Below are 23,627 nucleotides of genomic sequence, written 5' to 3' on the forward strand. Positions count from 1 at the left end.
TTCAAGCCGCGGCCGGCAACGGCCCGATATAGACAGAACGCGGGCGAATCAACCGGCCGTCGAGCGCCTGTTCACGCGCATGCGCCAGCCAGCCGACGGTGCGGCCGATCGCAAAGACGCCGGTGAAGGCTTGACGCGGAAAGCCGAGGGCTTCGAGCAGCAGCGCGGTATAGAACTCGACATTAACGTCGAGCGGCCGGTTTGGCTTGCGCGCCTTGAGGATCGACAATGCAGCAGCCTCCACCGCTTCCGCCAGCGCGCTGCGAGCCCTGTTGACCTGTCCGGTTGATATCAGCGGCTTCAGTGCGCCCTTCAGCGCATCGGCACGCGGATCGCGGACACGATAGATGCGGTGGCCGAAGCCCATCAGCCGTTCGCCGCGGTCGAGCGCTTCGCCGAGCCACGGGTAAGCGTTTTCCGCCGTTCCGATTGCATCCAGCATGTCGAGCACGGGACCGGGCGCGCCGCCATGCAGTGGTCCTTTCAGTGCGCTCAGTGCTGCGAGCACGGACGAGGTGAGTCCGGCCTGTGTCGAGGCGATGACGCGCGATGCGAAGGTCGAGGCGTTGAGGCCATGGTCTGATATCGTCACGAAATAGGCGTCGAGTGCCGCCGTCTGCTCTCTGCTCGGCAATTTTCCGGTCAGCATGCGCAGGATATCGGCCGCCTGCGGCAGCGAAGCGTCGGGCGCGATCGGTTTTTTGCCGCGCTGCATGCGCAGAACCGCCGGAAGGAAGACTGCGGGCGCCGCCAGAAGGCTGAGCGCGGTATCGAAATCCTCGCCGTCGGGCAGCCGGGCGATCAGCGCCCGCATCGCATCGACCGGAGGCAGGGCGAGCAGTGCGGCATCGGCAGCCTTGATATGGTCGAACACCCCGGTTCGCGCTTTGGCGAGCCAGCCGCGCAATTCGGCTTCATCGAAGCTTCGTTCCATCAGCCCGTCGAGCAACAGGGCGGCGACGCCTTCATAGGTACCGTCTGCGACCAGATGATCCAGCGATACGCCACGGATGATCAGCCGTCCCGCTTCGCCATCGACATCCGAGAGCTGCGTTTCGGCGGCGATGACATCTTCCAAGCCATTCGTCATGTTGTTTTCTCCTTTACGCCACGGATGATCCGACCTAGTCTCATTGACGTCAATCTTGATGTAAATGATCAATATGAGGTTCCGATGTCGTGGCTGACCGCCGAGGAGGCGCTGCAGGCGCTGAAGACCAAGCCGCAGACGCTCTACGCCAATGTCAGCCGCGGGCGCATCCACGCCAAGCCCGATCCCTCCGATCCGCGCCGCAGCCTTTACCAGGCCAGCGACGTGCAGAGGCTTGCCGAACGCCATGCCGGCCGCCGCAAGGCCGAAACGGTTGCGGTCGAGACGATAAGGTGGGGCGATCCGGTTCTCCCCTCGGCAATCTCGACCATCACAGGCGGACGGCTTTTCTATCGCGGCCGGGATGCGGCCGATTTCGCTGCCGTCGCGACGCTGGAGCAGACGGCAGCACTGCTCTGGAACGGCGCGGAAGCCTTCCTCTCCGGGAGCAGAACCGGAAATACCTCTCCGTCGCTTCAAGCGGCCTTCCGGGCGTTGGCAGGGCGGGTGACATCCGATCTGCCGTCGCTCGGCCGCTCACAGGCCGCACTTCGCCGTGAAGCAGGCGGGGTTCTCTGTACCCTCGCCGATGCGCTGGCCCCGGGGCCGTCGGAGCACCCGTTGCATCTGCGGCTTGCTGCCAGCTGGCGGCGGCCGGATGCTGCCGATTGCCTGCGCCGCGCGCTGGTGCTGATGGCCGATCATGAACTCAACGCCTCCACCTTCGCGGCGCGGGTCACGGCATCGGCGGGTGCTGCCCTTTCCGCCGCCGTGCTTTCGGGACTGGCGACGCTGACAGGACCGCTGCATGGGGCCGCCTGGCAGGGCGTCGACGCCTTGATCGAGGCAGCAGCAGCCCTTGGGGCGGAGCAGGCGATCCGCCGCACGCTTGCCCAGGGCAATCGCCTGTCGGCCTTCGGTCATCCGCTCTATCCCGATGGCGACATCAGGGCTCTGGCGCTGCTGCCGCACTTTCCCCTGCCGCCGCAGTTTGCCGCGGTTCGGGAAACCGGCGAGGAGATGGTCGGCGAGAGGGTCAATGTCGATTTCGCGCTTGCTGCGATGGCAGCCGCCTTCGATCTCCCGAGGGAAGCGCCGATCATCATTTTCTCGCTTGCCCGTTCCGCCGGCTGGCTTGCGCATGCGATGGAACAGATCGACAGCGGCGAATTGATCCGGCCGCGGGCGCGTTATGTCGGACCGGCACCTGAAACGGACCGCAGAACTTAAGAATTCCGCCGCTTCGCTTTTTTGCCTAGGGAAATATCCGAATTCGGCTATCATGCCGCACATGGAAGAAGACGGTTGGCGGGGCGCTTTCGAAAAACTGTCCCGCGCGGTCAAGGGGACTTTCCATGAATAGGACGCTTCGTAGCCTGCTTGCCGCCGCACTCGCTGTCGGCCTCATTCCGCATGGGGCGGCCGTTGGGCAGTCTGCCGGCTGCACGGTCTCGCGTGATGCCGGCGCCCGCCAGGTGCTCAGTTGTCCAGGTGGTGTCACGGTAACGGCAGAGGCCGGCGCGGCCTACAGCCTCGTCGACCGCAACCGCGACGGCAGCCCTGATTCGGCGGCGTTGCGCCGCAAGGCGATCCTCGTCGATGTCGACAGCACGCAGCATGCCGGCGGCTTCCAGGTCGTGACGCCGCAGGCGATCGCCGCCGTGCGCGGCACCCAATGGGCTGTCGATGTCGCGGGCGGCAAGACCTCGGTGCTGGTCGTCAAAGGCAGCGTCGCGGTTCGTCGGCCGGCCGGCGAGCCGGTGGTGCTGTCGCCGGGTGAGGGCGTCGATGTCAGCGGCGGAACCGAACCCCTCGTCGTGCGTCGCTGGCCGGCGCCGCGCGCCGCCGCCCTTCTTGCCCGCCTTGGCCAATAAATCCTATGAACCACCGCCTGCAGACTGTGATCGCGCTGCTGCTCGCCGGTCTTTGGGCGGCAGCACTCGGCTATACCAATCTTAATGCCGGAAGCGGCATTCTCGACCGGATGGAGGCCTCGCTTGCCGATATCCGCAGCGTCATCGTCGGGGCGAAGACACCGCCTCCTGTTGTCTCGATCGTTGCGATCGACGACCGCACCGCCGGGGCGCATGGTTATCCCCTAAATCGGGCGACGCTTGCGCGCCTCATCGAGGCGATCACCGCGCTGAAGCCGAAAGCCGTGGCCATCGATATTCTGCTGGTCGATCCGGGGCCGGAGGAGGGCGATGCGGCACTGACCTCAGCCCTTCGCCAGGGACCGAGTGTGATTGCGGCTGCGGCCACCTTTGCGCAGAGCCGGCAGCGCGTGAGCGATACCGCCGACGATCCGCTTGCCGCCATCCCTGAGGCAAACCAGCTTCTCCTGCCGCTTCCCCGTTTCGCCGAGGCAGCCGCAGTCGGCATCGTCAATGTCGCAACCGACCAGACCGGCACGCCGCGCTTCATTCCGCTGATTTCGCGTACCGCAGAGCGGCTGGATCCGGCTTTTCCGCTGCGTGTCGCTTCAGTGGCACTCGGCGTCAATCCCACCATCGAACCCGACGCCATCATGCTCGGAAAGCTGCGCATTCCCACCGATATCGGCCAGCGGTTGCCGGTGACCTTCTACGGCGGGCACGGCAGAATCGCCACCTTCAGCGCCGCCGATGCATTGGATGGCAAGCTTTCGGCGGATGCGATCGCCGGCCGCATCGTCGTCATCGGTTCGACGGTCACCGGTGGCGGCGACGTCTTTCCGACGCCGTTCGATCCCGTCATGCCAGGTGTCGAGGTAATGTCGACGGCGATTACCCATCTCGTCACCGGCGACGGCATGGTGCGCGACCACAGGATAAGGCTGATCGATGCCGCCACCGCCATCGGTCTGACGGTCGTGCTCGTTTCGCTGGTCGCCTGGCGCCGCAGTGCGGCAGGCTATGTCATCATCGTGCTGACGCTCATCGTCTGGGCGATGCTCAATCTGTCGGCCTATGCGCATGGCTACTGGCTGAGTGCGGCGCTACCGATCGCCGCAGCGCTGCCGCCGGCGCTGATCTTCGGCGCGGCCGAACTCTGGCGCGACCGTGGCCGCGCCCGCCATTATGCCGAACAGAGCGCGCTCCTGCAGCGCATCGAGGCGCCCGGCCTCGGCGAGTGGCTGGCGCGCGATCCGAATTTCCTCGCCACGCCGGTGCGCCAGAACGCCGCCGTCATCTTCATCGATCTCTCGGGCTTTACCGGCCTCAGCGAAACCGTCGGACCGGTGGCGGTGAGCAAGGTGCTGAGCGGCTTCTTCGAACTGATCGACGAGGAGGCGCGCGCCCATGGCGGCGCCATCACCAGCTTCATGGGCGACGGGGCGATGATCCTGTTCGGCCTGCCGGAACCCTCCGATGACGATGCCGCCCGGGCTGCTGCCTGCGCGGTGAGCCTGTGTGAGCGCACGCGGGCCTGGCTTCAAGCGCATGCGGGCTTCGCCCAGAAGAAGATCGGCTTCAAGGTCGGCGCCCATTGCGGGCCGATCGTCGCCTCGCGTCTCGGTACCGGCGACCGGCAGCAGATCACCGCGGCAGGCGACACCATCAATGTCGGCAGCCGCCTGATGGAAGTGGCCGCCCGCCATGGCGTCGAGCTGGCGTTGAGCGCCGAAATCGTCCGCGCGGCAGGCCCCGACAGCATGCTTGCGCAGTCCGGCCGGATGGAGGGACCGCTGGAAACGACGCTGCGCGGCCGGGCGAGCCACATCGACGCGTGGCTGTGGCGTAGCCGCACGCTTTGACAATCGCCGCGGGAGCGGTTAGGAACGGCGCAAATACCCCGCCGGCTGGCTCCGGCCATGGCGCAGTCACGCGCCTGACAGCTCCGAAAGATCGAACCCATGACAGAATTCAACGGCGTCGTCCCGGCGATCGCCAAGGCGTTGCAGAAGCGCGGTTACGCCGAACTCACCCCGGTGCAAAAGGCGATGCTCGATCCGGCGCTCGCCGCTTCCGATGCGCTGGTCTCGGCCCAGACCGGTTCCGGCAAGACTGTCGCCTTCGGCCTGGCGCTGGCGCCGACGCTGCTCGAAGGCCGAGAGCGCTTCGGCAATGCCGGCGCGCCGCTCGCCCTCGTCATCGCCCCGACGCGCGAGCTTGCCCTGCAGGTGAAGCGTGAGCTCGAATGGCTCTACGAAATGACCGGCGCGGTGATATCAAGCTGCGTCGGCGGCATGGACATCCGCAGCGAGCGTCGCTCGCTCGAGCGCGGCGCCCATATCGTCGTCGGCACGCCCGGCCGGCTCTGCGACCATATCCGCCGCAGGGCGCTCGATATGTCTGAGCTGAAGGCTGCCGTGCTCGACGAGGCCGACGAGATGCTCGATCTCGGCTTCCGCGAGGACCTGGAATTCATTCTCGATTCGGCGCCGGACGAACGCCGCACTTTGATGTTTTCGGCAACGGTGCCGGCGGCGATCGCCAAGCTTGCCAAGAGCTACCAGCGCGATGCCGTGCGCATCAGCACCGCGGCCGAGGAAAAGCAGCATGTCGACATCGAATATCGCGCGCTCATGGTGGCGCCCAGCGACCGCGAGAACGCGATCATCAACGTGCTGCGCTATTATGAGGCGACCAACGCCATCGTCTTCTGCTCGACGCGCGCTGCCGTCAACCATCTGACTGCGCGGTTCAACAACCGCAATTTCGCCGTGGTGGCGCTTTCCGGTGAGCTGACGCAGAACGAGCGCAGCCATGCGCTGCAGGCGATGCGCGACGGACGTGCCCGCGTCTGCATCGCGACCGACGTCGCCGCCCGCGGCATCGACCTTCCGGGTCTCGATCTCGTCATCCATGCCGACCTGCCGACCAATCCGGAAACGCTGCTGCACCGCAGCGGCCGCACCGGCCGGGCCGGGCGCAAAGGCATCAGCGCCATGATCGTGCCGCTGAACGCACGTCGCAAGGCCGAGCGCCTGCTCGAAAATGCCGGAATCTCGGCTGCATGGGCGCGCCCGCCTTCGGCCGAGGAGGTGAGCGAGCGCGACGACGAACGTCTGCTTGCCGACCCGATCTTCAACGAAACACCGCAGGAGGAAGAGCAGGGGCTGGTGCAGCAGCTTCTCGCCAGCCACGGCGCCGAAAAGCTTGCCGCCGCCTTCCTGCGTCTATACCGCACCAATCATTCGGCGCCGGAGGATCTCATCGAGGTTACCGTGCAGGACGAGCGCAGCCGCAAGCGCCGCGACAATGCCGAGCCGTACGAGCCGGCGCAGAAGGGACCGCGCGAGGATTTCGGCGCCAGCGTCTGGTTCTCCATCTCGGTCGGGCGCAAGCAGAATGCCGAGCCGCGCTGGCTGATCCCGATGCTCTGCCGCAACGGCAATGTGACGAAGCGCGAGATCGGCGCGATCAAGATGCAGCCCGAGGAAACCTTCGTGGAGATCGCCGCGGCGAGCGCCGAAAGCTTCCAGGCCGCGATCGGACCGAACAAGGCGCTCGAACGCGGCATCCGCGTGACCCGGCTTTCGGGCACACCGGATTTCAGCCGGGCGCCGTCGCCGAAGCCCTATGCCGGCAAGCCATCCCGTGACGAGCGCCCGGACGATTCGTTCCGCGGCGAGCGCCCGAAGAACAAGTTCGGCAAGGGTCCGGGCGGCGGATATGCTGCGGCTGACAATGCCGGCGGGGAAAGACGGGACAGCAAGCCCTGGAGCAAAAAGCCGGGCAAGCCTGCTTTCGATGGACCCAAATCCGACAAGCCGAAATTCGACAAACCGAAATTCGAAGGCGCCAGATCTGAGGCCCCCAGATATGAGGGCAAGGGCGGCGGACCGAAGGCCAAATTTTCAAAAAAGAAGCCCGGCTGATTTTGCTGCTACAGCGCGGCGCGTCTTTTCAGGCGCGCAAAGGACGCTATAGCAGTTTGAATCGCGGGAACCCTTCGCCAGTCCGGGCGGGGGGCCCTAGGTCATATTCCTCGGGGAGCCATGTGATGGTGGAAACAGCGATCCTCAGCGTACCGGTCTTCAGTACGCTCTGCAACGAAGCCTTCCGGCTGCGGCGTGCAGTCTTCGTACATGAGCAGAAGGTTCCCGAAGCCGAGGAATTCGATGCCGGCGATTTCACCGCCCACCATCTCGTCGCCGTCACGGCAGGCGAGGTGTCCGGCACGCTGCGGCTCATCTACGCCGAGGAACATGTGAAGATCGGCCGCGTTGCGGTTGCCGGGTCATGGCGCGGCCGCGGCATTGCCGCCGCGATGATCGGGCGGGCGATGGAACTGCATCGCGATGCGCGCGACAACCGCTTCTATCTCACGGCACAGGCCGATAAACTGCCGCTCTACCAGCGTTTCGGCTTCGTCTCCTATGGCGAGGAATTCCTCGACGGCGGCATGCCGCATCTTGCCATGAAGAATTATTGAGCTTCAGCGCCGGCAGGAGTGGACGACGATGAAACGCGCCAGCCAGCCGCAACCCGACCCAGCCGCCTTCATCCAGGCCAATCTGCCGATATCGCCGGTTCCCTCCATCCCCGAAATTCTGCTTCACCAGGCCGGCCCTGCAAGCGGGCTCTGGCGGCTTGCCGGCCGGGGAGAGACCGATCCAGCGCCCTACTGGGCCTATCCCTGGGCCGGCGGCGCCGTGCTTGCCCGCCATCTGATCGACCGGCCGGAAATCGTTGCAGGCCGCCGCGTCCTCGATCTCGGCGCCGGCTCCGGGCTCGTCGCCATCGCGGCGGCGAAGGCCGGAGCTGCCGCGGTCACGGCGGTCGATGTCGATGCCAATGCCATTGCCGCGATCGGCCTGAACGCGGTGATCAATGGGGTCGCTATTGCGATCATCGCCGCCGATATGATGGACGAGCCGCCGCCGGAGGAGACTGATCTGCTTGTGGTCGGTGACCTGTTATACGATCCTTCGCTTGCCTTGCGAGTGATGGCCTTCCTGCGGCGCTGCCAATCGAGTGGCATTGACGTGCTCATCGGCGATCCCGAACGCGCTCACCTGCCACAGGGACAGCTCAAGCGAATCGCGACCCATGCCGTTGCGGATTTCGGCGCAGGCACCGGGGGCAAAGCGGTGCAGGCGGGTGTCTTTTCGCTCTCCTAATAGCTGGAGATGCAGCTAAACTAGAAGATCCGGCCGCAACTGCATGACCGGGCAGGGAGCTCCGGCCGGCAATTCCCCCGCATGTGGCGGGCGTATGATGAGGCAGTCGGCCTGCGCAAACACTTTCATCATTGAGGAATCCTGTTTGCCGAAGGGCTCGGCCAGCCAGTTTCCGGCAGCGGATTTCGAAAGCCTCGCCCTGATATAGTCCTGTCGGTGATCATTGGCGCGCAGTGTGACGGCCGCCTCCACCGTCGTCTCGCGCTGCACCGGCGGCAGGGAGGCGAGCTTGCGGATCAGCGGTTCGAGAAACAGCAAAGAACAGACGAGACTCGAGACCGGATTGCCGGGCAGGCCGAGCACATGCGTTTCACCGAATCTGCCGACCATCAGCGGTTTGCCGGGACGCATGGCGATGCGCCAGAAATCGAGCTGCATACCGGCCTCAACAAGCGTCGCCTGCACCAGATCATGGTCGCCGACCGACGCGCCGCCGAGCGTGACGATGACATCGACCTTGGCGTCCCGCGCCGTGTCGATCGCCGCGGTGATCCTGGCCTTATCGTCAGGCACGATGCCGAGGTCGAGCACATCGGCGCCGGCTTTGCGGGCAAGGGCTGCAATACCAAACGTATTGGAGGCGATGATCTGCGAAGGGCCGGGCGTGCTTCCGGGCGGCAGCAACTCGTCGCCGGTTGCCAGGATGGCGATCAGCGGACGCTTGAAAATCTCGACCTCAGGCCGGTTCATGCCGGCAGCGACCGTCAGCCGCGAGAAATCGAGCACCGTGCCGGCAGAAAGCACAGGTTCGCCTTCGACGAAATCCTGGCCGCGGGGACGCACGTGCTGGCCCTGTCGCACAGGGAAATTGGTTCGGATGCCGCCTTCGATCTTTTCCGCATCCTCCTGCAGCAGGACGCTGTCGGCGCCCGGCGGGACAGGCGCGCCAGTGAAGATACGGACGGCCTCTCCCTTGCCGACGCTTGCCTCGAAGCCGTGGCCGGCGGAAGACGTACCGATGACCCTCAGCACGGCGCCCGGCTCCGGCGCGTCTTCACGGCGCAACGCATAGCCATCCATAGCGGAGGCATTGAAGGGCGGCTGAGTGAGGCCGGCCGTGAGATCGACGGCCAGAACGCGGCCCTCAGCCTCGGCAAGCGGCAGCGTCTCGGATGCCGCGACGGGTCTTGCGCGAGAAAGCAAGCGGTTGAGGGCCTCGGCGACCGGTAGAAGGTTCATCTTGCCTCCGGATGACGGAAATCACCGGATTTTCCGCCGGACTTTTCCAGGAGCCGGATGCCGCCGATCTCCATTGCTTTATCGGCGGCCTTGGCCATGTCGTAGATCGTCAGACAAGCGATCGAGACCGCGGTCAGCGCCTCCATCTCCACGCCGGTCTTACCGGTGAGCTTGGCGATTGCCGTGACGCGCAGGCCGGGCAAGGCGGCATCTTCCTCGATCTCGACCGTGACCTTCGTCAGCATCAGCGGATGGCAGAGCGGGATGAGATCGGCGGTGCGTTTTGCCGCCATGATGCCGGCAAGGCGCGCGGTGCCGATCACGTCGCCCTTCTTGGCATTGCCTTGGCGGATGAGAGCGAGGGTTTGCGGCGTCATCTTCACATGGCCCTCGGCGGTGGCGATGCGCACCGTTTCGGCCTTGTCGGAGACATCGACCATATGCGCCTCGCCGGAGGCATCGATATGGGTCAGACCAGGCTTTCCGCCACTCATATCATTCGGCCGCGATGGCGGCTTCGCCAAAGAGCAGCGCGCGGGTCGCGGCCGCCACGTCGTCCTTGCGCATCAGGCTTTCGCCGACGAGGAAGGTGTTGATGCCGCTGGCGGCCAGCCTTTTGCAATCGGCATGGGTGAAGACGCCGCTTTCGCCGACCAGCAGCCGGTCGTCCGGCACCATCGGGGCAAGCGCCTCACTGACGGTCAGGCTGACCTCGAAGGTGCGGAGATTGCGATTGTTGATGCCGATAAGCGGCGAAGAGAGCTTCAGCGCCCGCTCCATCTCCTCGGCGTCGTGGACCTCGACCAGAACGTCCATGCCGAGGCCGAAGGCTTCGTCCTGCAGGCGCTCGGCTTCATCATCCGACAGCGACGCCATGATCAGCAAGATGCAGTCGGCGCCCCAGGCGCGGGCCTCGTGCACCTGATAGGTCTCGAACATGAAATCCTTGCGCAGCGCCGGCAGCGCGCAGGCCGCGCGTGCGGCCGTCAGAAATTCCGGCGCGCCCTGGAAGCTCGGCCTGTCGGTCAGGACGGACAGGCAGGCGGCACCGCCGGCCTCATAGGCGCTCGCCAGCGACGGCGGATCGAAATCCGGGCGGATGAGACCCTTCGAGGGGCTCGCCTTCTTGATCTCGGCGATGAGGCCGAAATTGCCGGCATCACGCTTGGCCACGAGCGCCTTGTGAAAACCGCGCGGGGCAGACTGGCCGGCCTGCATCGCCTTCAAGTCGGCGAGCGACACCGTCGCCTTTGCGGCGGCAATCTCTTCACGCTTGTAGAGTTCGATCTTCTTCAGGATATCGGTCATCGGGCAATCCTAGTCGATATCGTTGGAAACGGCGATGAGTTTGTCGAGGGCGAGCGCGGTGGCGCCGCTATCCAGCGACTGCGCGGCAAGCGTCATGCCGTCGCGGATCGTTCCGGCCTTGCCCGCGATGACCAGTGAGGCGGCGGCATTGGCGAGCGAGACATCGCGATAGGCATTCTTGGCGCCGCCGAGCACCTCGCGAAGCGCTGCGGCGTTGGCAACGCCGTCACCGCCCTTGATGTCGGCGAGCACGCAAGGGTTGACGCCGAAATCGGCGGGCGACAGCTCGAAGGTGCGGATCTTGCCGTCCTCGAGCGCCGCGACTTGTGTGACGCCGGTGGTGGTGATCTCGTCGAGGCCGTCGCCATGGACCACCCAGACGCATTCGGAGCCGAGATCGCGCATGACTTCGGCGAGCGGCACCAGCCATTGCGGTGAGAAGACGCCGAGCAGCTGGCGTCGGACGCCGGCCGGATTGGAGAGCGGGCCAAGCAGGTTGAAGATCGTGCGCGTGCCGAGTTCGACCCGGGAGGGGCCGACATGGCGCATGGCGGAATGATGCATCTGCGCGAACATGAAGCCGACGCCGGCCTCCGTGATGCAGCGGGAGATGATCTCGGGGCTGACATCGAGCTTGACGCCGAGTGCGGCCAGATTGTCGGCCGCGCCCGATTTCGAACTCAGCGCCCGGTTGCCGTGCTTGGCGACGGGGACACCGGCGCCGGCGACGATCAGCGCCGCCAGCGTCGAGATATTGTAGGTGCCGCTGGCATCGCCGCCGGTGCCGACAATATCGATCGCATCGGCCGGCGCCTCGACGGCCAGCATTTTCGCGCGCATCGCGGTAACGGCGCCGACGATCTCGTCGACGGTTTCGCCGCGCACGCGCAGCGCCATCAGGAAGCCGCCGATCTGCGAGGGCGTCGCCTGGCCCGACATCAGGATGTCGAAGGCGGCGCGAGCCTCGTCACGCGTCAGCGGCTCGCGGCTTGCGGCCTTGGCTAGGAACGGCTTCAGATCGGTCATAAGGCCTCCTAGCGGACTGTCGCCTGTTCGGCGAGCTTCTGGTTGATCTCAGCGCCGTATTGCGTCTGCAGCAGGTTGACCATCTGATCGAGGATGTCGTCGCCGGCGGCATTGGCCATGGCGGTGATCTGGGCATCGCGGTTGTTTAGGACGTCGCCGGTCGGTTCACTGTTGACCTCGGTGACCTTCATCAGGATCTGCGTCGAGGGATCGGCGCCGACGGCACTCGCGACCGTATCGACCGGGCCGGAGAAGGCGGCGGTGACGCCGGCGCGGCCGAGCACCGGATCGTCGGTGGAGCGGGTGACACCGCTCTTGCTTTCGACGGCGATGCCGAGCGGCGTTGCGATATCGGCAAGTGCCGTGCCCTTCGCCGCCTCGGCCTTCAATGCGTCGGCCTTCTTGGCGAGCTCGGCCTTCTGCTGTTCGGCGGTCCAGTCCTCGACGGCCTTTTCGCGCACCTCGGCGATCGGGCGATCGCGGTCCGGCGTGATTTCAAGGACGTTGAACCAGACATAGCCGTCATTGCCCATCGGCAGCGGCGGTGCATCGACGCCGACCTCGGTCTTGAAGGCTTCGCCGAGCAGCTGCTGCTTGGCCGGGAGATCCTTGACCTCTTTGCCTTCCTTGTCGGCGCCGGTCATGTCGACGGCATCGACGGTGACGGCCTGGAGCTTCAGCTGGCCAGCGATATCCTCGAGCGTGGAACCTCCGGCGCGCAGATCCTCAATGCGGTCATGAACGTTGATCACCTCCTGAGAGGCGTTGGAAAGCGCCAGCTGCTTGCGGATATCTTCCTTCACCTCGTCGAAATTCTTCGCCGTTTCGGGCTTGATGTTGGTGATGCGCAGGATGACCGGGCCGAAAGAGCCGTCGACCACAGGCGTCGTGCCGCCATCGCGCGAAACGGCGAAGGCCGCAGTGGCAACGGCCTGATCGGGAACCTTGTCCTTGGTGAATTCGCCGAGCAGCACGTCGCTTGCCGTCTTGCCCTGGTCGGAGACCAGCTGATCGAAGCTGGTGCCGCTCTTCAGCGCCGTTTCGGCAGCGGCGGCAAGATCCTTGCTGGCGAAGGTCAGCTGTTCAATGGTGCGGCTTTCCGGTGTGCGATAGCTATCCTTGCTCTTGTCGAAGGCTTCGTGGATCTGATCGTCGGTGACGGTCGCGGCGTCGGCGATATCGGCGGGCTGCAGCTTGAGATAAATGAGCTTGCGGTACTCAGGCGCCCGGTAGCGCTGTTTGACACCCTCGAACCACGCCGCCAGCACGTCGTCGGCGGGCGCCTTGATCGGCTCGATATTGGCGTTGGTGAGCAGGAGGTAATCGACGCTGCGGCTTTCGGCGCCATAGAGCTTCAGGGCGTCGACCAGCGTCTTCGGCGCGGTGAAGCCGTTCGAGATGGCATCGACGACCTGGCTGCGGACGGCTACCTTGCTGCGTTCCTTGATGTAGTCGTCCTGGCGGATGTTGGCATTGCGCAGGCGCGAGACGAAGAGTTCACGGTCGAACTGGCCGTTGACGGCCTTGAAAGCCGGATCGTCGGCGATCAGCTGGGCGAGGCGATCCTCCGACAGGCCGAGGTTCATGTCTTCGGCGAGCTGATCGAGCGAGGCGCCGGCGACGAGCTGGGCAAGCACTTGCTGCTCGATGCCGAAGGCGCGGGCCTGCTCGGGGGTGAGGCGCATGCCGAACTGCTGGCTGAGGCTTGCCACCTGGCGCTGATAGGCGAGGTGGAATTCGTTGACGTCCACATGCTGATCGCCGACGGTCACGACCGTGGTGCTGTTGCTGCCCGTTATCAGCGACCGGGAGACGCCCCAGATGCCAAAGGACGCGACCAACAGAAGCATCAGCAGCTTGGCGACCCAGGTCTGAGCGGCTCTTCTCAGGATATCGAACATAGAAACGCAAACCTCGCAGTATCATTGAGCCGCGCGCGGGCGGACATTCGACGTTCCTTAAAACAAACCCGACAGGAAATGAAGGGTTTGTCGTGCGAAAAGCTGCGTAGGGCGGCGGCTGCGCAGCAGCGGCATTGCGGCGAACAAAAGATCGGTTGGGGCGGAACTTTTCGGGCCGCCATTTCGTTGAAGCGGCATCCCATGAAACAGGAGCAGACCATGGCAGAATTGAAAACCGCTTCCGCCGAATCCACCGCCGCGCGTGTCAAGGCTGATATCGCAGCAGACGATCTGTCGGCGCAGGTCGCAGCCCTTCGCAACGATCTCTCCCGGCTGACGGAAAGCGTGGTCGCGCTGGGGCAGGGCGCGAAATCGGCGGTGACGGACGAGGCTTCGGTAATGACCGAACGGCTGCGCGACAAGGTGCGCGAAGAACCGCTCGTGGCACTCGCGGTGACGGCAGGCATTGCCTATGTGTTCGGCCTGCTCAGCCGCCGCTGAACGGGAATTCAGAGGTCAAGAAAAAGCCGGACGTCATCAACGCCCGGCTTTCGATATGTCTAACGCGCAGATTGAGGCCAGCGGCCGGGGTCAGCGGCGGATGAGACGGCCGATGAAAATCAGGATGCAGGCACCGATAAAACCGGTGATCAGATAGCCCAGCCAACCGGCAAGCGGCTGGATATGCAACAGACCCAGGATCCAGTTGGCGACGATGGCGCCGACGATGCCGAGCAATATGTTCATGAGCAAGCCCATGTTGCTGCTCATGACCTTTTCCGCCAGCCATCCGGCGATACCGCCGATGATGATGGCTGCAATCCAACCCACGCCTGCGTTTTCCATGGTTATCTCCCTCCTGGCAAAACGAGTCACAGAATGCACGAAACGAGAGGAAGTTCCACTCCCAGTTACCGAGATTGCTTGCGGGTTCAGCAACTTATGTGACTCACGGCTGCAGCACAGTGACCGGGGAGTTCAGCACGTAGGCGGCTATCTGAAACAGCAGGCCTGATATGGCGAGAATTGCGAATCCCAAAGGCATGATGAGACTTTTCGTAAACATCTTTCCTCTCCCCTATGCTTAAAGCATAAGCTGAAGCGGACGACACGCAAGATTATTACTAATAAATAGTTAAGTGCTGCATTTGAGTAAAACTTAAGATGTCAAAATGACACAACCTGTACTATTGCGACACGGATTGATAAATACTCGAATAGCTGGCGACGAGTCGTGCGATATATGACTTGTGAATGTTTTTCTTGCTTTGAAAAGACTGCGCTCAAACTCGCGATGACAAACAATGTCTCCAGGGGAGTACACTTGAATATTTTACGGCGTTTTGGGATTAACCCAACCTGTCGGCCGTTCGCTCCGTTGGAAATACGAAGGATTAATTCCGTGCCGGGGCGAAATTTGTTTCCAGACGCAAATGAAGCCGTTCCGGTGATGGACGGAGTTCAGAATAACTTCGCCGTCATGCCAGCCCCGACGGATTGATTTTGCTACGAAGCGCATCATTTTATACAGAAGCCATTCGATCCGGGGGAAACACTCGATGTCAAAAGCTGCAATCGCCATCGCCTGCATCTGCCTGCTCACCCTTTCCGGCTGCGGCAATACCGCATACGGGCTGAAGAAGGATGGACAGGAAGCGAGCCACGCAATGGACGACGCGACCCATCGGGTGCTTTCGGCCGGCGCCAAGAAGTGATGCGTATTAATCGCTAAAAAAGCCCGCCTGGGGTGAGGCGGGCTTCAAATAACAGGGAGAATGGACGGATGGAAGCCGTCTCGTCTAATAAAGCATTTCCTTAAGCGTATGGCTTTACGTCATTCGACGTAGCCGCGACCGGCAACGATCCGATGCGACCATGACTCGGAATCGAATCAGAGATATCACGATCGAATCAGAAGTTGCCCCAGTTCTGGGCGCGGGCACGGGCGCGAATAATCCGGTATTCGCGACCGCCATAGAGCGAGCCGATTGTCAGCAGAAGTGTCAGAACGTCCCAGATGATATGCATGTTATCCTCTTAGGTTGGACGGCTCTGCCGTCGATCGGTGAAGGTATAATAGCAATCTTTCGAATGTGCTTATATGACAAGAAATCGGGATAAGCGGAAAAGCGAGCAGGGCGCTCCCGCAGAGGAGAGGCGGCGTCACCGCCTTGGAGCAGCAAGGTGAACAGATTACCGGACGGCGGCCGATGACGATTTTTTCCGTCCGCCACATAACGTCCTATCGTTACGTCAGGGCGGTCGATTTCGGCGAGCATCGCCTGATGTTCCGGCCGCGCGACAGTTTCGACCAGCGGCTGATCGAAGCGTCGTTGACGACCTATCCCGAGGAAAGTCATGTCCGCTGGATCCACGATGTTTTCGGCAATTGCGTGGCGCTCATCGATATTTCGAGGCCGGCGTCCGAGCTTCGCTTCGAAACCTGGATCACCCTCGATCATACGCCCCAGGTCGCCCTGGATCTCAAGGTCGACGAGGCGGCCCTGATTTATCCATTCTCCTACGACAAGGAGGAGATTGCCGATCTGACGCCGGCCATGCAGCGCCATTATCCGGATCCGAACGACGAGGTCGGACGCTGGGCACGGCAGTTCGTGCGCCAGGGGCGTCCGACGGAAACCGGGCATCTGCTGATGACGCTCTGTTACGCCATTCGGGAAAGCTTCGTCTATCAGCGCCGGATGGAACACGGAACACAGACCCCGGTGCAGACCTTGCAGCTTCGCTCCGGCACCTGCCGGGATTTCGCGCTTTTGATGATGGAGGCCGCCCGCGTCCTTGGGCTCGCGGCGCGCTTCGTCACGGGCTATGTCTATGTTCCCGACCGGGACGGTTCCACGGTGCTCGGCGGCGGTTCCACCCATGCATGGTGCCAGATCTATCTCCCCGGCGCCGGCTGGGCGGAGTTCGATCCGACCAACGGGATCGTCGGCAACCGCGATCTCATTCGTGTCGCGGTTGCCCGCGATCCGCGCCAGGCAGTCCCGTTGAGCGGCAGCTATGATGGCGACGGGGCGGATTTCGACAGCATGACGGTGCAGGTCAACGTCACCACGAGATAATCTCGATTCTCTCCGAGGTAATCCGGATTACCTCCGAGATAATCTTCCGGGGCAATCTCGGATCACCACCAAGTCTCTGTATGGTGACAGTTGTCCCTTGCGGGAACCGGGTAGCGCGATCAACGTTCCATACTCACCTCCGCACATGCGGAGCCGCGATAGGGAAGCCACAATGAAGATACGCGCCGGGTTTCATCTGGGCTACGAATGCACGCAACCGACGCCGATGCTGCTCGTCCTCAACATCCATCCCTCTCGGCGCGCCGATCTGCTGAGTGAGCAGGTTCTGACATTCGACCGGCCGATCGAGGCCTGGGAATATACCGACGGGTTCGGCAATGCCTGCAGCCGGATCGTCGCCCCGCCGGGACTGACGACCATTTCCACCGAATTCGAGATCTACGACAGCGGGCAACCCGATATTGTTCCCGATGATGCGGTCCAGCACGCGATCAATGACCTGCCGGACGATGTGCTGGTTTTCCTGCTCGGCAGCCGCTATTGCGACACCGACAGGCTGGCAGATTTTGCCTGGGCAACCTTCTCGTCGACGTCGCTCGGCTGGACGCGCGTCCAGGCAATCTGCGATTTCGTCCACGACCATATCACCTTCGATTACCAGAAGGCCGACCTCCTGCGCACCGCCCATGGCGGCTTCACCGATAAGGCGGGCGTGTGCCGTGACTTTGCCCATCTCGCCATCGCGCTGTGCCGGTGCATGAATATCCCGGCCCGATATTGCACCGGCTATCTCGGCGATATCGGCGTGCCGATCGATCCCAACCCGATGGATTTCAGCGCCTGGTTCGAAGTCTTTCTCGGCGGCCACTGGCATACGGTCGACGCCCGCCACAATACGCCGCGCATCGGCAGAATATTGATGGGAACCGGCCGCGACGCTACGGATGTCGCGATGTCGACGGCCTTCGGGCCGGCAACGCTTTCCCGTTTCGAGGTGATCACCGAGGAAGTGCCGCAGGAAGCACCCAGGAACGATTGATGGTGGGCGACGGAGATCCTATGCCTTCTTCAAAAACTCGGTTTTCAACACGAGACCTTTGACCTGCTTGGTGCTGCATTCGATCTCACCGGGATTGTCGGTGAGGCGAATGCCCTTGACCAGCGTTCCGCGCTTCAGCGTCTCCGAAGTTCCTTTGACCTTGAGGTCCTTGATCAGCGTTACGGAATCGCCGTCGTGAAGCTGGCTTCCGTTGCTGTCTTTTACGATAATGTCGTCAGCCATGATGTCCTCGCTTGTTGATGCGAGACGGGAAATCACGGCGACATGGCATAGTCAACCTTAGGCGGCCTTCAATCACGTATCCGCGCAGACATCCCGGACACACTCGCGCAGCCAGCGATGGGCGGGATCGGCATCCATCCTGGGGTGCCAAAGCAAGGAAATCGTGATCTCAGGCGTCGGAACGGGCAGGGGAAAACTATGCATCCCCGCGCGCAGCGATTCCGTGTGACGCTCGGGCACGCTGGCGATCAGATCGGAGGTTCGGGCGAGCGCCAGCGCCGTGGAAAAGCCGCCGACGATCGTGGCGACCTGCCTGTCCAACCCGAGCGCATTCAGGGCTTCATCGATCGGCCCCTTGTCGAGCCCGCGCCTGGAGACAATGATGTGCCGGCCGGCCGCGTAACGGGGAGGCGTGATCTCGCCTTCGCTGAGCGGATGGCCCCTGCGCACCACGCCGATGAAACGGTCCCGGAACAAGGCCTGCGCCCGCACCTCCGGACTGGTCGTATCGCCGACGACGCCGGTTTCGAGATCGACGGTACCGTCGCGTAGCGGGGTGCTGTCCTTATCCGGCTTCTGCATGAAGCGCAGCCGGACGCCTGGCGCTTCCCGGCTGAGGCGGGCGATGAGATCGGGACCGAAATTCTCGGCGAAGCCTTCGCTGCTGCGCAGTGTAAACGTCCGGACCAAGCTTTGAAGGTCGAGCGCCTCCAAGGGCCGCAGCACCGCCTGCGCCTCCTCGACGACCCGACCGACCCGCTCGCGCAGTTCCAGCGCCCGTGGCGTGGGAACGAGGCCGCGGCCGGCGCGCACCAGCAGCGGATCGCCCGTCGTCTCCCGCAATCGGGCCAGCGCCCGACTCATCGCCGACGGGCTCAGCCGCAGCCTGCGGGCGGCGCGCGCAACGCTGCCTTCTGCAAGCAGGACGTTCAGGGTGACGAGCAGGTTGAGATCGGGTGTCGACATGCATCCGATATAACATGGTTTCATCATGATGTGGCGTCAGACGCATGAATGAAATGCATATCGTGCGCCTTCCGCCACGCCACGCAGCGGACTAGCTTTTCATCGGCTCCTTTCGAGCCCGCGGAAAAGGAGGCCATTGTGAAACCAGTCATTGCAGAGCGAGGCGAGGCGGTCGCCGAACAGATACCCTCCGTCCGCTGGGCGCTTGCCAGCCTTTCCCTATCCATGCTGCTGCCATCGCTCGGCACCAGCATCGCCAATGTCGGTCTGCCGACTTTGGCGCAGGCATTCGACGCCACTTTCCAGGATGTCCAGTGGATCGTGCTCGCTTATCTGCTCGCCATCACCACCCTGATCGTCAGCGTCGGACGGCTCGGCGACATCACCGGCCGCCGCCGGCTGCTGCTCATCGGCATCCTGCTCTTCACGCTGGCCTCAATCCTCTGCGGCCTGGCGCCGACACTCTGGCTGATGATTGCCGCGCGTGCGGTGCAGGGCCTGGGCGCCGCCATCATGATGGCGCTGACCATGGCCTTCGTCAGCGAAACGGTGCCGAAGGCGAAGACCGGAAGCGCCATGGGGCTGCTCGGAACCATGTCGGCGATCGGCACCGCTCTTGGGCCTTCGTTTGGCGGGTTCCTGATCGCCGGGCTCGGCTGGCCGGCAATCTTCCTCGTCAACGTGCCGCTCGGCGTGCTGACCTTCGTTCTCGTCCATCGCTATCTGCCCGCCGATCTCAGCAAGGGGAAGGCGAATCGGACCAGCTTCGATACGGTGGGCACGCTGGTGCTTGCCCTGACGCTGTCAGCCTATGCGTTGGCGATGACGATCGGGCGCGGCAGTTTTGGTCCGCTGAACATTGCCCTGCTGCTCACGGCCGTCTTCGGCGCCGGCTTGTTCGTGTTCACCGAGGCGAGAACGGCATCGCCGCTGGTCCGCTTGGCGGTGTTCCGCAACCCGGTGCTCAGCGCCAGCTTGGCGATGAACCTGCTCGTTGCGACGGTGATGATGGCGACGCTGGTGGTCGCGCCGTTCTACCTCTCCCACGCGCTCGGGCTCGATCAAACTCTCGTTGGGCTCGTCATGTCGATCGGCCCTGTCATCTCCATCTTGAGCGGAATCCCGGCCGGCCGCCTGGTCGATCGTCTGGACGCATCATTCGTGGTTATCGCCGGGCTCGTCGCCATGGCGGCGGGCTCCGTCGCCGTGGCCGTGCTTCCCGGCGTTACAGGCTATATCGCTGCCATCGCCATGCTGACGCCAGGCTATCAACTGTTCCAGGCGGCCAACAACACCACCGTCATGGCCGACATCAACCCCGACCAGCGCGGCGTCATCTCCGGCGTGCTCAATCTGTCGCGCAATCTCGGACTGATCACCGGCGCTTCCGTCATGGGCGCCGTCTTCGCTTTCTCTTCGGGAGCGCACGATATTGCGGCGGCGCATCCCGACGCGGTTCACTCAGGGATGCGGATCACCTTCGCCGTCGCGGCAGCGCTGATTGTCGTTGCGCTCGCCATTGCGACCGGGACTTGCCGGTGCCGCCGAGCGCTCGGGGAGAGTTAGCCCGACCCTCATCGGCCGCCGAGCGAAACTCAGACCAAGGTCCGACCTGTCCCGGACTTCATGCCGATACCAAAGCTTCGGTCGCTGCAATAGGTTTTGCGGACTTTGGTGGAGTTTGCGGAGCTATTGCTGTGACCAAGATCATTGTTGCGGGGATGATACTTATGCCAGTAATCTTCTGGGGTTCTGTTGGCGTCCTGATATACTCGCATCTCTCGTGAGGGCACTCACCAGAGCAATTCCAGGATCTGTGGCTCCTCGTAGAGGATCAAGCTGCTCGGACGCCGGGGGGCCTGATCGTGAAGGAATGTCTGATGAAAATTATGGCGGAGAATGCCGCTCAGCTGGAAGGTTGAACCAAGCCAAACTCACTTCAAGGCTGCAGCGAGAACGTCTTTGCGACGCCGGCTCAGAGGACGGCCACGTGATCTCGTGGCAGCGACGTGACGTCAATCTGCCGCCCGACCCCATTCTTAAGTTAATGGCAGTCGCGTCCTGCTGCAGCCTGTATATCATCTCATCGTCAACGCAAAGGAGCAGGCGTAAGACTCACCAAGATCGACGAAGGTGTGATGATCAGTGCGACCACGGCAACGCGCAGCTGCCCGCCTAACGTATGGCGAAGTAAAGCTGCGCTTCATATTGTTCATCCGGCGTCGGCATACGGGTTTCAACCAATGGAAATTTCGCGCCGCGCCGTCGCATGACTATGCCGCCAAGGTTTCCTTTTTCTTCGGAAGGGAAAGGCGCCCATTCAGTCGAGCAACTCATCCAGGAAAGCCATGCAAAAAGCTTCAAGCGAATTATCTCCAAATGACTTTGGGCAGTTTCGCTGACTTGTTCGCAAGTGAATATCCCAGCAATGTCGAGATGATTGAAATCGCGCCAAAAGACAATCGTGATTTTTTGGGAGATTGCCCGCGAGCGTCAGGGCGAGCAGAATCATTGGGGCAACAGTAAAACGGAGGCCTGCGATACCGCGCCGATGCTACTGAGATGGCACCCTACCGTTAAGATAAGGGCGCAGTTCCCAAGCGGAAATCGGAAATTATATAACAAAATCAATATTAAATGGCGGAAGAGGTGGGATTCGAACCCACGGTACGGTTTCCCGCACGCCGGTTTTCAAGACCGGTTCCTTAAACCACTCGGACACTCTTCCATCTGATTGAAAAGGTTAAGAAATCGACATTTCGTTGATTTCCAGCAACCGGTCATTGCTGCCGATTTGCGACCCAATCATTCGATGGCTGGCTTTTTAGCAGCTTTGATCGCAGCGTCAACGTGCTCTGCAGCATTTGCCGGCATCTCCGCTATGATGGGCAAATAGCTCGGGAGAGTACCGACCTTCAACCGTTCTTCAGCCTGCGCGAGCCTGTGCCATTTCCGGCGCAAGGAAGCTGCTGGTCAACCCGGCACTGCTAAACAATTCAACTCTGTTACGACCGTTGTTTTTGGCAATGTAGAGCGCCTGATCTGCACGTTTCTGGACGTCTTGGTCGGTCAGACCCGCTTCCCAAAGTGCCACGCCTGCGCTGACGGAAGGGGTGACCTGATTTCCTTCGAAGACAAGGCTGACGGCGCTTACCGCCTCGCGTATCCGCTCAGCGAGCGCAAAAGCGGAAGATTGCGTTTGGCCGCGAAGAAAGAGGCTGAACTCCTCGCCGCCCAGCCGGCCGAACACGCAGGAAGGGGGGACATTCTGTGCAATTGTCCGAGCAACATTTATGAGAACGACATCGCCTTTGTCGTGCCCGTACATATCGTTCACACGCTTGAAAAAGTCTATATCGATCAGGACGAAGGCGTCTCCGGGGCCGAGGCTTTTCGGAAGCGAATTGAAGAAATGCTGCCGATTGGGAATGCCGGTCAGCATATCGGTATTTGCAAGTCTGGTAAGCTTCTCTTCGGCTCTCTCCTGCACGAGCACGAGCACAAACAGCGCCACCGCGAAATGACAGATGATCAGCAAAAAGAATGCGTAGCGCGGAGGAAGGGGCGCATCGTTCGGAAAGACGAAGCCGACGACCACCAAAACGGAGAGAGACGTCGCCACCCATATGGATGCGGAAAGACCGAGCCGCGCGGTAAGGCGCTCGTGGAAGAAGTCGCGGGCGATCACGAAACCTGACAAGGCAAGCAGGACGGCGGCGCTGCCGTTGAACACCGATGCTCTCAATCCGTTGTTCAAATACCATGGCGTTATCACCGCACTCAGCGTCAGGACGACGGGCAGGAGTAACGGCCACCAGTCTCGTAGAGAGTTTTGACGCCGGCTGAGGCCGAAAAGCCCAACCGCCATGAGCCCATAACCATTGGCGCCGAGTGAAAAACTCCAGAACGTCCTGGCATCGTCGGACATATGAAGGCTCTCATCCAAACCAGCGAGCGTTGAGGCGATCGCAAGCAAAGAGAAACTGCCGGCAAGTACGCCAAGCCCTGGCGTCGCTCCGGAGCGCCATCTCACGTAAAAGAAGCAGATTGCTCCGACGATGAAGGAAGACTTGTGTAGAAGAAGAACAGTCGCAAGATCCATTGCCGGAACCCGATATGAGATGAGAAGCGGGCTCCGAATAACGGCTAAAATCTACTTTTCAATGAACGCGGAGTGACCTTTAGACGTCAGTATTCGCGGTGCTTCCGGAGACTGGCGATAGGAAGCGTTGAGCGGCCTGTTCCTCCCGCTGGAAATGACTCGCCTTCGCCCCGGCTTGAGCGTTTACTGTGCTATTCTGGCGGAGGACACACACCATGGCCATGTATCTCACGCGCTTCAGCTACACGCCCGAGACATGGGCGCGCATGATCGAAAACCCCGAGGATCGCCGGGAGGCGGCACGCAGCTATATTGAATCCGTAGGCGGAAAGCTCCACGGGTTCTGGTACGCCTTCGGCGAGCACGATGGTTGGAATCTTTGGGAGGCGCCTGACAACGTCGCGATGGCGGCGGTCGCACTGGCTATCGGCGCAGGCGGCGCGCTCAGCGCGATGGAGACCACTGTCCTCCTCAGCGTCGAGGATACGATCGAAGCGTTGGAAAAGGCGAAGTCGGTTCGATATCGTCCACCGGCAGCGTAATAAGCAGGGGCCTAATGCCAGCGAGCTCTCCGCGGCTCTCCGCGTAAAGTCTGAGCCGGGCCGCCGATTGCTCGGTGGC

At 62.5% G+C, this 23,627-nt stretch carries 23 protein-coding genes and 1 tRNA gene; 12 read left to right on the top strand and 12 right to left on the bottom strand.

Annotation, left to right across the window (positions count from 1 at the left end):
* Position 1: 1 nt before the first annotated feature.
* Positions 2–1,090: a citrate synthase/methylcitrate synthase gene (locus tag FHT79_RS12015; RefSeq protein ID WP_097594462.1), complete on the bottom strand. Its 1,089-nt coding sequence runs from the start codon at positions 1,088–1,090 to the stop codon at positions 2–4.
* An 84-nt stretch (positions 1,091–1,174) separates the two neighbouring features.
* Between FHT79_RS12015 and FHT79_RS12020 the strand changes: the two genes are divergently transcribed.
* The 6 genes from FHT79_RS12020 (at position 1,175) to FHT79_RS12045 (ending at position 8,138) form a co-directional block, all read left to right on the top strand.
* The gene (locus FHT79_RS12020) at positions 1,175–2,320 is read left to right on the top strand and encodes a citrate synthase (RefSeq protein ID WP_097594463.1); all 1,146 of its coding nucleotides are present in this window, start codon (positions 1,175–1,177) and stop codon (positions 2,318–2,320) included.
* Between the two features lie 125 nt (positions 2,321–2,445).
* Positions 2,446–2,964 carry a FecR domain-containing protein gene (locus tag FHT79_RS12025; RefSeq protein ID WP_097594464.1) on the top strand — a complete coding sequence of 173 codons (519 nt, stop codon included), beginning with the start codon at positions 2,446–2,448 and terminating at the stop codon, positions 2,962–2,964.
* A gap of 5 nt (positions 2,965–2,969) precedes the next feature.
* Positions 2,970–4,826 (top strand): adenylate/guanylate cyclase domain-containing protein, encoded by a 1,857-nt coding sequence (locus FHT79_RS12030; protein WP_097594465.1) that lies wholly within the window; start codon positions 2,970–2,972, stop codon positions 4,824–4,826.
* A 99-nt stretch (positions 4,827–4,925) separates the two neighbouring features.
* On the top strand, positions 4,926–6,893 hold the full coding sequence (locus tag FHT79_RS12035; RefSeq protein ID WP_097594466.1) for a DEAD/DEAH box helicase: 1,968 nt from the start codon (positions 4,926–4,928) through the stop codon (positions 6,891–6,893).
* Between the two features lie 122 nt (positions 6,894–7,015).
* Positions 7,016–7,450, top strand: a complete 435-nt coding sequence (locus tag FHT79_RS12040) for a GNAT family N-acetyltransferase (RefSeq protein ID WP_097594467.1) — start codon at positions 7,016–7,018, stop codon at positions 7,448–7,450.
* Between the two features lie 28 nt (positions 7,451–7,478).
* Positions 7,479–8,138, top strand: coding sequence for a 50S ribosomal protein L11 methyltransferase (locus FHT79_RS12045; RefSeq protein ID WP_183903421.1), 660 nt, complete (start codon positions 7,479–7,481; stop codon positions 8,136–8,138).
* A gap of 15 nt (positions 8,139–8,153) precedes the next feature.
* On the opposite strand, the gene glp is transcribed toward FHT79_RS12045, so the two are convergent.
* From glp to FHT79_RS12070, 5 genes are read right to left on the bottom strand one after another with little or no spacing between them, the layout of a single operon-like run.
* Positions 8,154–9,377: a gephyrin-like molybdotransferase Glp gene (gene glp, locus FHT79_RS12050; RefSeq protein WP_097594469.1), complete on the bottom strand. Its 1,224-nt coding sequence runs from the start codon at positions 9,375–9,377 to the stop codon at positions 8,154–8,156.
* Complete coding sequence (moaC, locus tag FHT79_RS12055) at positions 9,374–9,871, bottom strand: cyclic pyranopterin monophosphate synthase MoaC (protein ID WP_097594470.1); 498 nt, start codon at positions 9,869–9,871, stop codon at positions 9,374–9,376. The genes glp and moaC overlap by 4 nt, the downstream gene beginning before the upstream one ends.
* Position 9,872: 1 nt before the next feature.
* A complete protein-coding gene (trpC, locus tag FHT79_RS12060; protein ID WP_097594471.1) occupies positions 9,873–10,685 on the bottom strand; it encodes an indole-3-glycerol phosphate synthase TrpC in 813 nt (270 codons plus the stop codon).
* 9 nt (positions 10,686–10,694) lie between these two features.
* Positions 10,695–11,711: an anthranilate phosphoribosyltransferase gene (gene trpD / locus FHT79_RS12065; RefSeq protein ID WP_097594472.1), complete on the bottom strand. Its 1,017-nt coding sequence runs from the start codon at positions 11,709–11,711 to the stop codon at positions 10,695–10,697.
* 8 nt (positions 11,712–11,719) lie between these two features.
* Positions 11,720–13,612, bottom strand: coding sequence for a peptidylprolyl isomerase (locus FHT79_RS12070; protein WP_183903422.1), 1,893 nt, complete (start codon positions 13,610–13,612; stop codon positions 11,720–11,722).
* Positions 13,613–13,831: 219 nt separating this feature from the next.
* On the opposite strand from FHT79_RS12070, the gene FHT79_RS12075 reads away from it, so the two are divergent.
* The gene (locus FHT79_RS12075; RefSeq protein ID WP_003539806.1) at positions 13,832–14,113 is read left to right on the top strand and encodes a hypothetical protein; all 282 of its coding nucleotides are present in this window, start codon (positions 13,832–13,834) and stop codon (positions 14,111–14,113) included.
* A 90-nt stretch (positions 14,114–14,203) separates the two neighbouring features.
* Here FHT79_RS12075 and FHT79_RS12080 read toward each other — a convergent pair whose 3' ends face one another.
* Positions 14,204–14,458, bottom strand: a complete 255-nt coding sequence (locus FHT79_RS12080) for a GlsB/YeaQ/YmgE family stress response membrane protein (RefSeq protein WP_047615234.1) — start codon at positions 14,456–14,458, stop codon at positions 14,204–14,206.
* Positions 14,459–15,171: 713 nt separating this feature from the next.
* Here FHT79_RS12080 and FHT79_RS12085 point away from each other — a divergent pair.
* The 3 genes from FHT79_RS12085 (at position 15,172) to FHT79_RS12095 (ending at position 17,695) form a co-directional block, all read left to right on the top strand.
* Entirely contained in the window at positions 15,172–15,327 is a 156-nt protein-coding gene (locus FHT79_RS12085) for a hypothetical protein (protein WP_017964370.1), read from the top strand.
* A 495-nt stretch (positions 15,328–15,822) separates the two neighbouring features.
* Positions 15,823–16,695 carry a transglutaminase family protein gene (locus FHT79_RS12090; RefSeq protein ID WP_028759137.1) on the top strand — a complete coding sequence of 291 codons (873 nt, stop codon included), beginning with the start codon at positions 15,823–15,825 and terminating at the stop codon, positions 16,693–16,695.
* Between the two features lie 172 nt (positions 16,696–16,867).
* Complete coding sequence (locus tag FHT79_RS12095) at positions 16,868–17,695, top strand: transglutaminase family protein (RefSeq protein ID WP_028759138.1); 828 nt, start codon at positions 16,868–16,870, stop codon at positions 17,693–17,695.
* 18 nt (positions 17,696–17,713) lie between these two features.
* On the opposite strand, the gene FHT79_RS12100 is transcribed toward FHT79_RS12095, so the two are convergent.
* Together FHT79_RS12100 and FHT79_RS12105 are read right to left on the bottom strand one after the other, a co-directional pair.
* On the bottom strand, positions 17,714–17,938 hold the full coding sequence (locus tag FHT79_RS12100; protein WP_003559525.1) for an alkylphosphonate utilization protein: 225 nt from the start codon (positions 17,936–17,938) through the stop codon (positions 17,714–17,716).
* Positions 17,939–18,010: 72 nt separating this feature from the next.
* On the bottom strand, positions 18,011–18,904 hold the full coding sequence (locus FHT79_RS12105; RefSeq protein ID WP_097594474.1) for a LysR family transcriptional regulator: 894 nt from the start codon (positions 18,902–18,904) through the stop codon (positions 18,011–18,013).
* 138 nt (positions 18,905–19,042) lie between these two features.
* Between FHT79_RS12105 and FHT79_RS12110 the strand changes: the two genes are divergently transcribed.
* Positions 19,043–20,470 (top strand): MFS transporter, encoded by a 1,428-nt coding sequence (locus FHT79_RS12110; RefSeq protein ID WP_097594475.1) that lies wholly within the window; start codon positions 19,043–19,045, stop codon positions 20,468–20,470.
* A gap of 609 nt (positions 20,471–21,079) precedes the next feature.
* On the opposite strand, the gene FHT79_RS12115 is transcribed toward FHT79_RS12110, so the two are convergent.
* From FHT79_RS12115 to FHT79_RS12125, 3 genes are all read right to left on the bottom strand, one after another.
* Positions 21,080–21,268, bottom strand: a complete 189-nt coding sequence (locus tag FHT79_RS12115; RefSeq protein ID WP_028758518.1) for a hypothetical protein — start codon at positions 21,266–21,268, stop codon at positions 21,080–21,082.
* 274 nt (positions 21,269–21,542) lie between these two features.
* Positions 21,543–21,632, bottom strand: a tRNA-Ser gene (locus FHT79_RS12120).
* 198 nt (positions 21,633–21,830) lie between these two features.
* Positions 21,831–23,006 (bottom strand): GGDEF domain-containing protein, encoded by a 1,176-nt coding sequence (locus FHT79_RS12125; protein WP_097594477.1) that lies wholly within the window; start codon positions 23,004–23,006, stop codon positions 21,831–21,833.
* A gap of 215 nt (positions 23,007–23,221) precedes the next feature.
* On the opposite strand from FHT79_RS12125, the gene FHT79_RS12130 reads away from it, so the two are divergent.
* On the top strand, positions 23,222–23,548 hold the full coding sequence (locus FHT79_RS12130) for a GYD domain-containing protein (RefSeq protein WP_028758516.1): 327 nt from the start codon (positions 23,222–23,224) through the stop codon (positions 23,546–23,548).
* Positions 23,549–23,627 lie beyond the last annotated feature (79 nt).

It is taken from the genome of Rhizobium sp. BK212 (assembly GCF_014197475.1).
Taxonomy (GTDB): Bacteria; Pseudomonadota; Alphaproteobacteria; order Rhizobiales; family Rhizobiaceae; genus Rhizobium; species Rhizobium anhuiense.